This is a genomic window from Sphingobacterium paucimobilis HER1398 (genome assembly GCF_000416985.1).
Lineage (GTDB): Bacteria > Bacteroidota > Bacteroidia > Sphingobacteriales > Sphingobacteriaceae > Sphingobacterium > Sphingobacterium paucimobilis.
On record NZ_ATDL01000006.1, the window covers coordinates 64,218 to 77,946 of the forward strand.

The 13,729-nt window shown below is 41.6% G+C and carries 11 protein-coding genes; 8 read left to right on the forward strand and 3 right to left on the reverse strand.

The annotated features are described in order from the left end of the window. Positions 1-58: 58 nt before the first annotated feature. The 5 genes from M472_RS28655 (at position 59) to M472_RS28675 (ending at position 6,652) form a co-directional block, all read left to right on the forward strand. Positions 59-2,755: a M14 family metallopeptidase gene (locus tag M472_RS28655; RefSeq protein WP_021069289.1), complete on the forward strand. Its 2,697-nt coding sequence runs from the start codon at positions 59-61 to the stop codon at positions 2,753-2,755. A gap of 228 nt (positions 2,756-2,983) precedes the next feature. Next, positions 2,984-4,147 carry a DUF6138 family protein gene (locus M472_RS28660; RefSeq protein WP_021069290.1) on the forward strand — a complete coding sequence of 388 codons (1,164 nt, stop codon included), beginning with the start codon at positions 2,984-2,986 and terminating at the stop codon, positions 4,145-4,147. A 155-nt stretch (positions 4,148-4,302) separates the two neighbouring features. Then, entirely contained in the window at positions 4,303-4,770 is a 468-nt protein-coding gene (locus tag M472_RS28665; RefSeq protein WP_021069291.1) for a hypothetical protein, read from the forward strand. A 308-nt stretch (positions 4,771-5,078) separates the two neighbouring features. After that, positions 5,079-6,146, forward strand: coding sequence for a hypothetical protein (locus M472_RS28670; protein ID WP_144062649.1), 1,068 nt, complete (start codon positions 5,079-5,081; stop codon positions 6,144-6,146). 41 nt (positions 6,147-6,187) lie between these two features. Beyond that, the gene (locus M472_RS28675; RefSeq protein ID WP_144062650.1) at positions 6,188-6,652 is read left to right on the forward strand and encodes a hypothetical protein; all 465 of its coding nucleotides are present in this window, start codon (positions 6,188-6,190) and stop codon (positions 6,650-6,652) included. Positions 6,653-6,997: 345 nt separating this feature from the next. Here the strand turns inward: M472_RS28675 and M472_RS28680 are convergent, their stop codons facing one another. The 3 genes from M472_RS28680 to M472_RS44375 form a co-directional block, all read right to left on the reverse strand. Further along, entirely contained in the window at positions 6,998-7,354 is a 357-nt protein-coding gene (locus M472_RS28680; protein ID WP_021069296.1) for a DUF5713 family protein, read from the reverse strand. Positions 7,355-7,399: 45 nt separating this feature from the next. Then, positions 7,400-8,668 carry an ATP-binding protein gene (locus M472_RS28685; RefSeq protein ID WP_031301440.1) on the reverse strand — a complete coding sequence of 423 codons (1,269 nt, stop codon included), beginning with the start codon at positions 8,666-8,668 and terminating at the stop codon, positions 7,400-7,402. A 165-nt stretch (positions 8,669-8,833) separates the two neighbouring features. Beyond that, a complete protein-coding gene (locus M472_RS44375; RefSeq protein WP_021069298.1) occupies positions 8,834-9,877 on the reverse strand; it encodes an SMI1/KNR4 family protein in 1,044 nt (347 codons plus the stop codon). Between the two features lie 168 nt (positions 9,878-10,045). Between M472_RS44375 and M472_RS28695 the strand changes: the two genes are divergently transcribed. The 3 genes from M472_RS28695 (at position 10,046) to M472_RS28705 (ending at position 13,723) form a co-directional block, all read left to right on the forward strand. Beyond that, positions 10,046-10,582 carry a sigma-70 family RNA polymerase sigma factor gene (locus M472_RS28695; protein ID WP_021069299.1) on the forward strand — a complete coding sequence of 179 codons (537 nt, stop codon included), beginning with the start codon at positions 10,046-10,048 and terminating at the stop codon, positions 10,580-10,582. A gap of 69 nt (positions 10,583-10,651) precedes the next feature. Further along, complete coding sequence (locus tag M472_RS28700) at positions 10,652-11,281, forward strand: hypothetical protein (RefSeq protein WP_021069300.1); 630 nt, start codon at positions 10,652-10,654, stop codon at positions 11,279-11,281. Positions 11,282-11,290: 9 nt separating this feature from the next. After that, a complete protein-coding gene (locus tag M472_RS28705) occupies positions 11,291-13,723 on the forward strand; it encodes a TonB-dependent receptor (RefSeq protein ID WP_021069301.1) in 2,433 nt (810 codons plus the stop codon). Positions 13,724-13,729 lie beyond the last annotated feature (6 nt).

Sequence of the window (13,729 nt, forward strand, 5' to 3'; positions counted from 1 at the left end):
CTTCTTACACCATATACAAATTGAAAGTAAGGTTAGAACAAAAATCAACACCTAAAAAATGAAGAAGAATTTCATATTGACTGCGCTTGTATTCTCCTTGTGGAATACGGATATACACGCGCAAACGATCAGCACACCCAAGTCCCATTTTGGATTCTCCATTGGCGATGATTATCAACTCGCTAATTATAAACAGATGGAAAGCTATTTTCTGAAAATAGCCAAAGAATCCAACAGGGTACGTATCCAAGAAGCGGGGACCACCGAAGAAGGGCGCAAACAGTACCTGCTCGTAATCTCTTCTCCTGAAAACCTAGCTCAGGTCGACAAATATCGAAAGATATCCCAGACATTGGGACGGGCAGAAGGGCTTAGCGATCAAGAAGCAAAGAAACTGGCAAGTGAGGGCAAGCCTATTGTCTGGATCGATGGAGGTATGCATTCCAATGAAATGGTCGGCTCTCATCAACTTATTGAGACCCTTTATCTATTGGCATCCAGTGAAAGCCAAGAAATATTAAACTATCTCGACAAAGTTGTGATATTGATGTGGCATGTCAACCCCGATGGTCAGGATCTTCTTGCCGACTGGTATATGCAGTACGAAGATCAAACCAAGAGAAACATGTCCATTCCACGGCTCTATCAGAAATACGTTGGTCATGACAACAACCGAGACTTCTATATGTTCAACATGAAAGAAGCTACGAATCTGGCCAAGGTCATGTATGTCGATTGGTTGCCACAGATTGTATATAATCACCACCAGACCTCACCGGCCGGAACTGTAGTCGCAGGTCCCCCTTATCGGGATCCGTTTAATTACGCCTATGATCCGCTTCTCGTTACTGGGATTGATGGAGTAGGCTTTGCTATGATCAACCGCTTGAATGAAGAGGACAAGCCAGGGTATGTCCGTATGGATCAGTCTACCTTTTCCACCTGGTGGAACGGAGGCTTGCGTACCGCACCTTATTTTCACAATATGATCGGTATATTGACTGAAACCACAGGCAATCCCACACCATCAGAGATCAAACTAGTACCTGAGCGTCTGGTTCCCAGAAACGGACTGCCCAACCCTATAGCTCCTCAAAAATGGCATTTCCAACAGTCCATCGATTATTCTGTATCGATGAATTTGGGGATATTGGACTACGCTTCGCGCAATGGCGACAAGTTATTGTACAACTTCTACAAAATGGGGAAAAATTCCATCGAGCGTGGGAACAAGGATTATTGGACGGCTTCTCCGAAATATATCCAGGAGATGAAAGATGCTTATCAAGCCGACATGAGTGCAAAGAAAACAGCGGCAAACAGCACCACACGCGCTCGATTCGCATCCATTCCCAGTACCTATTTTGACAATGTGCTGAGACGTCCAGAGAATAGAGATCCTCGCGTATATATACTGCCTGCAGATCAAGCCGATTTTGGCACTGCTATCAAGTTTGTTAATGCGCTGATCAAGTCTGGCGTATATGCTTACCAAGCGACACAAGACTTTGTTCATAATGGAAAAAAATATCCGAAACATTCGCTCGTCGTAAAAACCAATCAAGCCTTCCGTCCACAGGTTATTGATATGTTCGAAGCACAGGACCATCCACATGATACCCAGTACGAAGGAGGACCTCCGGTCCGTCCATACGATGCTGCAGGTTGGACATTGGCGATGCAGATGGGGGTGGATTACGAACGCTTTTACGAGGATGTTGACGGTCCGTTCCAGCGACTTCCGTACGGCGAAATGATTAATGTAGAAAAAAACATGCTTCCCGTCAGTAAAAACGGTTATCTGATCAATGCCAAAGCAAACGATGCCTTTATCGTGGTAAACAAGCTTTTGAATAGCGGCAATAACGTATATCGTGATGCAAGCTCTAAAAACTTTTATGTGGAAACACGTGCTAAAGAAACACTGCAAAAAGCAATTGGAGGTCTGGAGCTTCGCGTTGATGCAGCGACGAAAAAGCCAGCAAAGCTGGTCCCTCTTAAGTCGTTGAAAATTGGACTGTTTGATTATTACGGTGGCTCTATGCCTTCGGGATGGACACGCTGGATACTGGAGCAATATGGATTCGAGTACACCTGTTTTTATCCACAGGATATTGACAATGGCACCATCGAAAACTACGATATCCTATTGTTCATTGGTCCTGGCATTCCAGAGAGAAATGACGATATTACCAAGTTCAGACAACCAGAGGCAAGTCTTGTACCACAGGAGTACAAATACCTGCTGGGACAGGTATCCAAAGATAAGTCAATCCCGGCTCTCAAAAAATATGTAGAAAAGGGAGGTCAGATTCTTACCGTAGGATCCTCATCCGAATTGGTATACCATTTTGATCTGCCGGTGACCGACCCTTTACTTACCGTAGGAAAGAATGGTAAAAGTTTGCCATTATCAAATGCTGATTACTATATCCCGACCAGTATACTCCAAGCAGACTTAGATGTTTCCTTGGCAGAAAATCAAGGACTGGAATCCACTGTCAATATTGTATTCAATAATAGCCCTGTATTTAAGTTGGACAATAAAAAGGATCTATATTCTATTGGAGCGATCAATCTTGAAAAACCACTATTGAGTGGTTGGGCACATGGTCAACACTATTTGAAAGGAGGATCCATCGGCTTAGTAGCTTCGTTGGGCAAGGGTAAGCTGTTTGCTTTCGGCCCAGAGATTACGAATCGCGCACAAAGCCACGGAACCTTTAAGTTGCTGTTCAATCAGCTGTATAATTAGCAGGTCATTATAGCTAAATATAAAAGGACAGCATAACGTCCCTTGCTATAAACGAAAACGCTCCTTGTTACATCATGTAATACAGGAGCGTTTTTTTGATAATGGATGAATACATAACGTCAGAGCGATCAAATCAGTTTTATAGCCGTCCAAGCTTAGTAAAATATGCCCAAATTGTTTTATAATTGTAGCTAAACATAGACACAAGACAGCCAGCACTCGAATAATATGAGCAATAACAGAAAATACTTGATCTTTGAAGACACCAAAAGCACACCATCGCTACACGAAATATTTGATGAATGTATAGTGGCCATCGAGGAAGGCAGCACTCGATTATCAAACACCAGAAATGAGGCAGGTTATCCGTCCTACAAGTGCTTTCGGATTCAAGGTCGCGAAATATTAGTAAATGCTGTGCTTGAGTATTATTTGTTCAAAGCAGGAGGAAGCGATTTTGATTATGACAAGGCTGTCGCTTTCACCGAAAAGATGCGCAAGCTCTGTGGTTGGAGCTGGGATATTGATACCACACTACGCTATTGGGTAGAGCGTGTGATACGTGCTCCTTTTTTTGAGCAGGTCAATGACTCATATGGCTATCCGGAGTGGAAACTCAAGGCAGGCGAACCAAGTTGGCAACTGTCGGAAAGCTATTTACGATTTGCCTGTTACATTGCTATCAGTAAGGTTAAGTATATGGGAGGCGATGGACAATATGCAGCCAGCGAGATCTTCAAGATCGTCACAGCTCTTGGGAGCAAACTGCCTGCGGACTTAAAAAAGAACGGATCAGGCGATTTGCCATTGGAGATCAGACAGTATAAGACTGACCTCGTTATGTGCGATGCCAACGACGTATTTGCTACTGTCAAAATCAAGGTAAAAGAAGATAGTGAAGAAGCTTACAGTCAGGTTTTAGATTTTCTGTGCAACCTCCTTTCCTATGGATTTCCAAGTTCCTACACCATCAAATTCAGCAGCTCCGAAAAAAACTGGTTAGCAATTAAATCCCTGCCCAAAAAAGGTGTCCACCAACTCTTTGCAAATGCTATAAAATGGCAAGCCTTGCATCCACAGATTGAAAACTACGCCAGGTTAGCGATGAAAGAATTCGAATGGTACAACGATCTGGAAGATGAATATTGCGCCATGCCTGGCACCTTTGCCGTATTTGCCTTAGGTCTATTAGGCGAGCGCTACCATCCACTGCTCTGCGACTACCTCAGCTTATGTGATGGCGAACATCAAAGCCTACAGGGCGACTTTGTATTGGCCTATGTCGAGCAGTACGGGTTTACGGATCTGGGCCTTGAACTCTATGATCTATGCGATCAGAACATACAACACCTGCCGAAGAAGCTGACCACATTATATGCCAAAAGGAAATAATCCAAATAAGCGACTGACAATCCCTATTGGACCTTAGACTGAGATGATTTAAATAATCACGTGATAACCAATAAAGAATACTTGGAAAAGTAAAATCAATTTTATTTGAACAAGCGGTGAGGAAAATCCTATCTTTGTCAAAAAAAATAAAAATTATGAGATCAAAAAATTTACTCGTTTTATTATTAGTTATCACTGTGTCTTTTATTTCTTGTTCTAAAGACGACAAGACAGAGGAGGTACCAACCTTTTTAGGTTCCTGGGAGTATTACGCATCGAAAACAGTTACTACTATAAAAGGAGAAGCTCCGATTGTTGCTCTAGACACTGTTTTTACTAAAAACCTAAAAGTCATTACTTTTAAGGCTGACGGAAAAGGTATCACTAAGAGCTATGATGACGAGGCCAAGGAGTGGGAAGAGACAGGCTTTACTTACGTAGCCAAAGACGGAAAATTCAAAATGGTGGAAGATGGATCAGAAGAAGATGAACCTGGAGACCATAACGATGGCACATACGAACTCAGCAAAAATGAACTAATTCTTAAACAAGTAATTGTTGATGAATATCAAGGGAAAGAGATGGTGTTTAACCATACTGAAAAGCTAAGACGTATAAAGTAACATACTTACAAAGCGGCATCGGGATAAACTCGATGCCGCTTTTACAAACTGACTTCTTTTCCTAACTCTCCCAAGCGATATTCTTTCCGTCGTCAACGTCAATAGAAATCGCTAAAATCTCATCTGATATTTCTTTGTTCAGCACATAGTCAGCTAAAGCATCCTTTCCCACATGGTCGTTTAGACGCCTATTTCAATGGTAGACACTGCGTATTGAGTAAATTTGAGTATTTCCCTCATTGAGATTTCTCTCTACATTTGTCCATCTACTATTAAAACATGGCACTTATTTAATAACAAAAACACCTATGAAAACAAGTTTAACACAACTCTTTTTATCAACTCTATTAATGTTGATAAGCGGAGCCTCCCTAGCTCAAAAAGTCGACCTGGATAAACACCGAATGGAGTTGCAGGTCACGCAATACCCCGAAGTTAAACTATCTGACAAATATCAGAATTTCGGCGCAACTGTAAGTCTACAAGGAGCTACGGGCAATTATCTGGACAAAGGCAACTTAGAAAACCAAATCAGGCTGTCTGGATTTCAAAGAAAATCAGACAGCCCGGATATTCACATTTCCTATACCGTGCAATCCATGGAGATTGTCGAATCCAATGTAACAGAAAGCAAAGAGGAGCGGAAAGACAAGGCTGGCAATATAACGATACTATACTCGTATTCTGGGCGAGTGACAGCGCGCTTTAAAGCATTTACAGTTATCAAAGACAACCTCGCTGATACGATTATTCTAAAGGAAACTCCGAGGGAAATGACGGAGTCCCCTTATTTATCCAAGGTATTCGCAACCCGATCAGAAGCTGAGGGGCACTTAAGGAATAATATGGACAATATTAAGACAGAGCTCCTGAAGCGTCTAGTCGATCGAAAGATCTCTTCTATCAACTCCTATTTAGATCAAAAGTATGGATATCCTCTTGTAAGCAAAGCCGTATACATACAACATCTTGATTCCAAGAAACATCCTGAGTACGAAAAAGCCCTGGAAAACTTCAAAATTATAAAGGAAAATCTAAGCATGATCAAAGGAAACGAGCCTATACCCGATCAAGTCAAAAACAACCTTCTCTCGACATTGGACTACTATAGCCAATTAACCTCCAAGTATAATCCGACAGAGAAGCATGAGGGTCGGTTAGTTTTTATGGGATACTACAATACGGCGTCAATATACTTTATCTTAGAAGATTTTGATAATATGAATAAGGCTATAGTCGAGATCGCAAAAGATCCAAAGCTAAAAAAGGAAGTGAAATACTTTGAAGAGGAGTCCCAAAAAATCCTCAAGGTATTTGAGCGAGAGCATACAAATAGCTTACACTACATCAACCCTAGAGAGGTTAAAGGTCAATGATGATATCCGTACACTACAAAAACATTTTGTCCAGCATTTTTATGGGCTTATGGATACTACAGTCGGCTATTGCACAGAGCAGATTAGAGAGAGCGAGCAGTTTTATCGATTTGCTTTCCAATAACTCTATCCAGTCCATGAATGCTGCGCTTCTAGCGAAAGGATTTGTGATAGATAAAAGTGTCGACAAGAAAGACGACACACTATTTTCTTACATCTTAAAGACAGATTCAAAGGAAAAAATACATGTTTTATTTGAGAAGGAAAGTTCTGGTCAGCACAAGTCAATTCCAACAATTCACTATTGGCCTAGCGTTTCAAACAGTTATTTTGCATTAAAAGAAGAAATCACTAAACAAGAAGGCTATAAACTGAAGAACGTAGAATCAGAAAAAAAACAGATACTCTCCGTCTATCAAAAAGATTCCACAATAGTTGTATTTGGAATGTCCAACAATATTAAAAAAGCGAACTATAAGATTGTTTTTATGCGAGAAGAGAAGTAGATGTTGTTGTTGAATTTCTGTTGTATATAGTAAAAAACAATCCTTATAAAGCGGCATCGGGATAAACTCGATGCCGCTTTTACAAACTGACTTCATTTCCTAGCTCTCCCAAGCGATATTCTTTCCGCCGTCAACGTCAATGGAAATCGCTAAAACCTCATCTGATATTTCTTTGTTCAGCACATAGTCAGCCACCATGCTGCCATCATGAAAGGCAATGTTGTTTAGAATTCTAAATATTCTAAAACAGTCTTATCCTTATGATTCGTAAACTGCTTCTCGAGGAATGCACGACTCATTTGATCAAAACCCTCCAGATTGCCAAGGATATCTTTTGCCTGTCTATTACCAATCCCTGCCAGAGATCAGCTCTTCACCATCTGCCTCCGTAAAACCATAGGAAGCAGCAATAAAACTGAAATCAGTTCCGATACAATCTCTAGCTACTGTTTCGATTTCGCTGTCGTGATCATCGAAAACCTCCACTAGGTCATTGAACTTCTCCGTTGCTGTATGTGTTAACTGATAAAGCTCTTCCAGATTAGCTGGTGTACTTTCTTCTATCTGCGCACATAAGTCAACCAAAATATCCTTTCCCATGTCTACACAGTTCTTTGGGAAGTAGCTGTCCTGGTACATTTCTTCCAGAAAAGAGTAGTTTTTTGTTTTCTCGTTGGTAAGTTCTTCTTGATGTTTTTTCATTTCCTAATATCGTTGAATCATAATTATATTTATTTGCTATATCACTTACTTCAATATTCGTCCAATCCGTTCACGTTCCTTGTCCGACAGCGGTATCGCCTGTTCTACAATTGGTAATATCTCCGCTTTGCGGTCCGTCTGCAGCAGCAAGTCCAAGAATCCCAGATACGTCCTGATCAGGTCAGCCTTAATCCCTACAAAAGCACGAGGATCAGCGATATACAGTTCCTGTATCAGTTGCAGCAGCATAGCCTTGCGCTTCTTGTCCGTATCGGATGAGTCATATTGGGGGAGAAGCCCCTTCTGCACCAACTCCTGCAGCTTGATATCTACAGCCTGTTCACGTACATACTTCTTCTGTTTGCGTTCCAGCATATCACGCAGTTCTACCAGCAGCTTGCGGTACACCACCTGCTGTTCCTTCTCACTGAACAAGTTACCCTCAACAGACAACATCATATCCGACAGCTCAAAACCATCAAAAAAAGCCGATTCCACATATACCGAATGATGGAACTCAATCGCATTGTTGTTAAAACTGCTCAACAGCTTAGCCACCTCCATCTTATGACTGTTGAGAAAATAATAATAGTAGCGGTCGCCGATCGGATAGTTCCAACGGATATAATTCACCTTAAATACAAACGAATTCTCATCCGGGCCATATATCGTATACGGATTCTCGTCCGTCTCCTGAATCAACTGATGGTAGGAGACAGGTTTTCCGTTGATCAGGATAGCGTAGTTCATATCCTTATTGAGGTGCAGGAACCAGCCAAACTCCTGCGCCATAAAATCCACAAACTCCTCCGACTGTAAGGTCATTGCATTCAGATCGAATACACCTTCCATCACCACTGTCGTACCCGTATGTTCTGCACGAGATGGCTGTGGCTCCGAGTTATCATACACCTCCTTCGTATCTCTGTCGATCGTCAGTTTATACTCTATGAGGCCTGCGTCCATAGCTACCACCGTGTGCCAGGTAGCACGCGTTGCGAACAGCGAAAACGAAAAACGCCCTTTACCCTTTTTACCACGTGTGTACGATGTACGCTTGGGCTGCGCCTTTTTAAGTGAATCCAAGAAATTGCCAAAAGAATAGTTCAGCGTATCAGGAGCTATACCATCGCCATTATCCGATATGCGGATGCGCTCTATATAGCCAAGCTCATTGCTGCCGATATCGATGGATACCTTTGTGGCCTTAGCATCAAATCCGTTCCATACATATTCTGCGATGACCTGCTTGGCGTCCTTGGGCAAGCCGGCCGACTCAATACTCGCATTTGTTATCTTTGTACTATTCTTCATGATTATAAACCTTACATCAAATCTAACTAAAATATTACTGATTAACGGTTCTATTGCTAAAAAAAATAGCAACACATAGAGCATCTAGTCAATCTTTCTCCAAAACAGAAGACGAGCGCAAAATATATGCGTTAAGGAAGAAATATGAATAAAGAATATGTCCGATTATGCGCCAGCAATTTCTTTCAGAAAATTGAGGAAACTATCTGCGTACAACTCAAATTCCCACACTCCGGCACCGTGGCTGCTTTTGTAGATCGGTGCATCATTGTCCTTAATTTGACTCAGGTCTATACAATAAGGATCAGCACCAGCATCCGCAATGACGACAAAGCTTTCAGGCCATTCGTCAATGTTTTGATTCGTTACCGGATTAAATGAATATCCTTCCTGTCTTTTCAGCAATTCGGATGCTCCATAGATATCTAAACCTTGAAAATATTTTTTACTGTCAATATGTACATGGAGTGGCGAATACCTTCTAAGAAATAACACATAGTTTTCAGGCAGTTTCCATCTTTTCTCGATGTTCAGCAGATCGGTTTCCTCTGCAATGATCAGCCAATTGGCAGGATTTGACAAGTCTTGATTTTTAGCTCGTTTCGCTTCCAGTTTTTTGTTCAGTTTTGCTGCCGCTTTCTCCAGTGCTGTTTTGGGATTTTCCAATGAAGCATGGGTTTTAGGTCTATCGTAACCATTGCCATTCTGATAGCCATTTTTCGCCCAAGATTCCAATTCCGTTATTCTCAAGTCTTCTATTTTCCAATATCCAGGATCCGTGGCCAGATCGCGATCAAAAGGTTGCTTGCTGTACACTGACATGCTTTTGATTGCTTTTGCACGTATTGAAGTTTCTAGATTCTCGTTTTTTGCAAGTTCAATCAATGTAGGAAAAGATTTGTCTCCTTTAGTTTTCAGAAGACCATCGATTCCCCAGTACATGAGTTCAGGTTGTGTAATGGCCCACTCAAAAAAAGCAATATAATCCGATTCACCTTCGTCTACCAGCTTTATAATATCGGAAAGAAGAAAATTTCGCCAATGTATAATTTTACCATCCTTCGCATATTCGGTCAAGATATACAAAACTTCCTTTCGTTCTGTCGACGAATACTTCTTTAGAAGTTTCTTTATCAGTTTGGAAAAAGCAACACCATCCATTTCATCAACTATTTGCTGTCTTAGTTTCTCCATATTTTTGTCCTTCATACTTGCTTGGGATATTGTTCTGCGTATAAATATACATAAAACAACAGCCAAGCCGGTACTCAAAAACAACTAAGCACCAGCGCAGAAGGAGTGAGGAGTCGTTTGTTAAGCATTTTCTCAAGAAATAGTTTGTATTTAGTCTAAATAGTATTTACTTTTGACAACATTATGCCAACGGTTAAGCTAGACAATGGAATAACAGAGATCGACTGCACTACATTTCGTAGGGTTTACGAGATGTATTGGAATAAAGTCTATTGTTATGCCAGACGCATTCTGGAGGATGAGCAGGGAGCTGAAGATGTCGTGCAACAGGTTTTTGTAAGCTTATGGGAACGACGTAACGAAATTCAGATCCACCACGTCGAAAATTACCTCATTCGATCAGTGAAGTACGCCTGCTTGAGCCAAATGAAAAAAAGGAAACGCTATACAGACGATGAACAACTGTCTGTGGATACTAAGCGATCAGAACTAAGGACAGACGATAATATCCTTTATCAAGAACTGGAGCGAATGATAGAAAGGTTATTGGTACCCTTTACCGATAAATGCCAAGAGATGTTCCGCATGCGCTTCCACGATGGCTTGGACAATCAATCTATCGCCACTCACTTTGATCTTTCCGAGAAAACAATCCGAAATAAACTTTCAATGACTATTCAGACGATCCGCGAGAAGCTCAAAACTGCGGGATACAAGTAAAATCCATACGTAAAAATATTTTTTAAAATATATCGGGACAATAAGAAACTTTCGCATACTGTCTATCAAATGGCGAAAAAAGATATTGATCAAGATCTATTAAAAAGGTACCTGGAAAACAGCTGTTCAGAAGAAGAACGTATACAGGTAGAGTATTGGTTGGAACTTCATGAATTTACCGCTGATGTATTAGACATTGTTGACGACATATCATCTCCCAAGGAGCGTATCTGGTCCAATATTGAAACAGAGATCACCTACAGGCAATCCGCACGAAAGAAAATCGTACAATGGGCACGTTATGCCGTAGCAGCCTCGGTGTTATTGATCATGACACTTTCCCGACCAGATTGTCTGTTTTTCACCACCGATGCACCGTCGAATGCACTACAGATTGAACGTATCGATCTGAATGATGAAATAGCTCCTCACTATCAAGAAGGATGCCTTTACAAGCTATCCAATCTGGGCAATGTACCTATCGAATTGAAAACCAAAGATAGTCGACGAATATATACATTGAACAGACAGGAAACCTATTTAGCATTTTCTCTAAATGATCCAGGCATTCTTGGAGATCCTGTTCTTGTCTTATCTGCAGAGCAAGTGATGATGATGCCCGATGCGCCCCTTGCAAATAAAATAGCATCATATATGCGTATCGATTCTCGCAAAGCAACAACAACCAACTATTTATAGTATTTCCGTATGAAACCCATATACTTTCTTATTTTACTTTTTACTTCCAGTCTGTTCAGTACGACAGCAGTAGGTCAAGTAAAACAAAGCCGAACCGTCTCTGGATATGTGAAAGATGTGTTTGGATCTGCTATTTCGAATGCGACCATAACACTCGAAGATGGCAACATTGCCACGCAGACCGATTATGATGGCTATTACAAATTAGAAAACTATCCACAGGACAAATCTTCCTTTATTACCATTGGAGCCGTTGGATATGTCAGGCAGCGAATGCCTATAGCTGCGGGTGAAAAAAATGTAATTCTCGACGTGCAGCTGAAAGAAGACAGAAAAGCCATCCAAGAGGTGGCAGTCATCGGCAAAAGCGAGAACGAAAGGCACATGCATGAGATCCGAAGATCCGGATTTGACGTCACCGTTATTGACCTGAATCGTCACGCCAATGAGGCAGCAAATGTGACTCAGGTATTGAAGCGAGCGACAGGAGTGACTATACGCGAAGATGGTGGTCTCGGTTCTAATTTTGTATTTCGTATCAATGGATTAGATGCCAAGATATTCATCGATGGCGTACCGATGGACAACTTCGGTTCTTCGATGAGTCTCAACAATATCCCAGTCAATTTGGTGGATCGTGTAGAGGTTTACAAAGGAGTGGTACCTGCCTTTTTAGGATCAGATGCTTTAGGCGGAGCCGTAAATATCATTACCAAGCGCAGAGCTAGACCATTTATGGATCTTAGCTACACCATCGGATCTTTCAACACACACCAATCGGCTTTAGTAGGAACCTTTACCGATCCGAAAACCAAACTTTCTTTTCGCCTCAATGCCTTCTACAATTATTCGGACAATAATTATACGATGTACTCGCAGGAGAAATATAATATCCAACTGGAGAATACCATAAATGGAGAATCCGATTACATCGCCAAAGCAAAGCGCTTTAATGATCGTTATCAATCTGGGATGGGGCAGCTGGAGGTAGGGGTACGTGATCAATCATGGGCGGATCAGTTCTACCTCGGCCTCACGTATTCGCAAAACCATAAAGCCAACCAATTAGGGGCTTCTATCAACTCCGTAAAAGGGGGGCAGTGGTCCGAAAGTAATTACTGGATGCCGACATTAAGCTATAAGAAAAGTGACTTCCTTATCAATCGACTGTATACAGATATCTACACCAGTTACAGCTTTGACACACGGCATGCAAGAGATACCGCTTCCTATAGTTACGACTGGTCCGGCAAATGGACGACACACGAGACAGCGACCAAACCAAATGAAGAAAGCCATGTGAGGTACAAGTTGGATAATTATCTGGCACGGGTCAATCTGAATTACGATTTCGACGCAGCACGGACGCAGAGTCTCAATCTGAATTATAACTTCAATACCAACCATCAAAAAGAAGTAGATATGATCACTGGGTATGACCAGTCCGGGCTACCGTCCAATCTAGGACGACATATCGTTGGTCTTTCCTGGCAGAATCAATGGTTCGACAAGCGGCTCTCCAACGTATTAGGTTTTAAATATTATCGGCTGGATGCCAGCAAAGATGTCGACGAGCGCAAATATAATGGCAATCAAGAGCTGCTATCCGGCGAGTTGATGCATTATAAAAAAGACTGGAACTTCTACAGTATCAATATAGCATCGCGTTATCGGATCACAGCAGATGGCGGCTGGAAGTTGTCTTACGAAAGGGCCTATAATCTTCCGAGTATGTTTCAGCTTTTTGGAGACGGTCAGAATTACATCGGAAATTGGGATTTAAAGCCCGAACGTAGTGATAATGTGAATACTGGATTCTACTACAATACATTTTTGAACGAAAGCAGTTTTCTAAATATCGATGTCAATGGCTTCTATAGGTTGGCTGCAGATTATATCAACAGCAAAGTGGTGGCACAGAATGGAAGTGACTATTTCCAATATTACAACATACCCGGTGTCAAACTATATGGATTCTCGGCCGAAGTAAAGTATGGCTATAAAGATCTGATTGCAGTAACCGTGAATGGTTCTTATGACAAAGCAATTGACAACAAAAAGTACACCGATGACACGAATCAACAAGTCAGACTCGCTTATGGTTATCAGTTGGCCAATAGGCCCTGGACCTATGGCAGTATGGACGTCAGTCTGATACAGAATGACTGGTTTCAAAAAGGGAGCCGAGTACAGCTGTCTTATCTTGGACAGTACACCCACTGGTTTTTCCTGAGCGAGGCTCATCTTGGCTCTTTGGCTTCCAAAGATCATATCCCTTCACAGACCATCCATTCCGCTGTACTGAGTTACTCGTGGGATCGGAATAGATACAATATCTCTTGTGAAGCACGAAACCTGACAGACGAGCGCGCATACGACAATTTCAGGTTGCAGAAACCTGGCCGCGCCTTCTATCTCAAATTGAGACTATCATTAATGTAATATCAA

Bases quoted from the DNA above. Each gene is read 5' to 3' on its own strand.
- M472_RS28655 (WP_021069289.1), top strand. From the start codon at position 59: ATGAAGAAGAATTTCATATTGACTGCGCTTGTATTCTCCTTGTGGAAT.
- M472_RS28660 (WP_021069290.1), top strand. From the start codon at position 2,984: ATGAGCAATAACAGAAAATACTTGATCTTTGAAGACACCAAAAGCACA.
- M472_RS28665 (WP_021069291.1), top strand. From the start codon at position 4,303: ATGAGATCAAAAAATTTACTCGTTTTATTATTAGTTATCACTGTGTCT.
- M472_RS28670 (WP_144062649.1), top strand. From the start codon at position 5,079: ATGAAAACAAGTTTAACACAACTCTTTTTATCAACTCTATTAATGTTG.
- M472_RS28675 (WP_144062650.1), top strand. From the start codon at position 6,188: ATGGGCTTATGGATACTACAGTCGGCTATTGCACAGAGCAGATTAGAG.
- M472_RS28680 (WP_021069296.1), bottom strand. From the start codon at position 7,354: ATGAAAAAACATCAAGAAGAACTTACCAACGAGAAAACAAAAAACTAC.
- M472_RS28685 (WP_031301440.1), bottom strand. From the start codon at position 8,668: ATGAAGAATAGTACAAAGATAACAAATGCGAGTATTGAGTCGGCCGGC.
- M472_RS44375 (WP_021069298.1), bottom strand. From the start codon at position 9,877: ATGAAGGACAAAAATATGGAGAAACTAAGACAGCAAATAGTTGATGAA.
- M472_RS28695 (WP_021069299.1), top strand. From the start codon at position 10,046: ATGCCAACGGTTAAGCTAGACAATGGAATAACAGAGATCGACTGCACT.
- M472_RS28700 (WP_021069300.1), top strand. From the start codon at position 10,652: ATGGCGAAAAAAGATATTGATCAAGATCTATTAAAAAGGTACCTGGAA.
- M472_RS28705 (WP_021069301.1), top strand. From the start codon at position 11,291: ATGAAACCCATATACTTTCTTATTTTACTTTTTACTTCCAGTCTGTTC.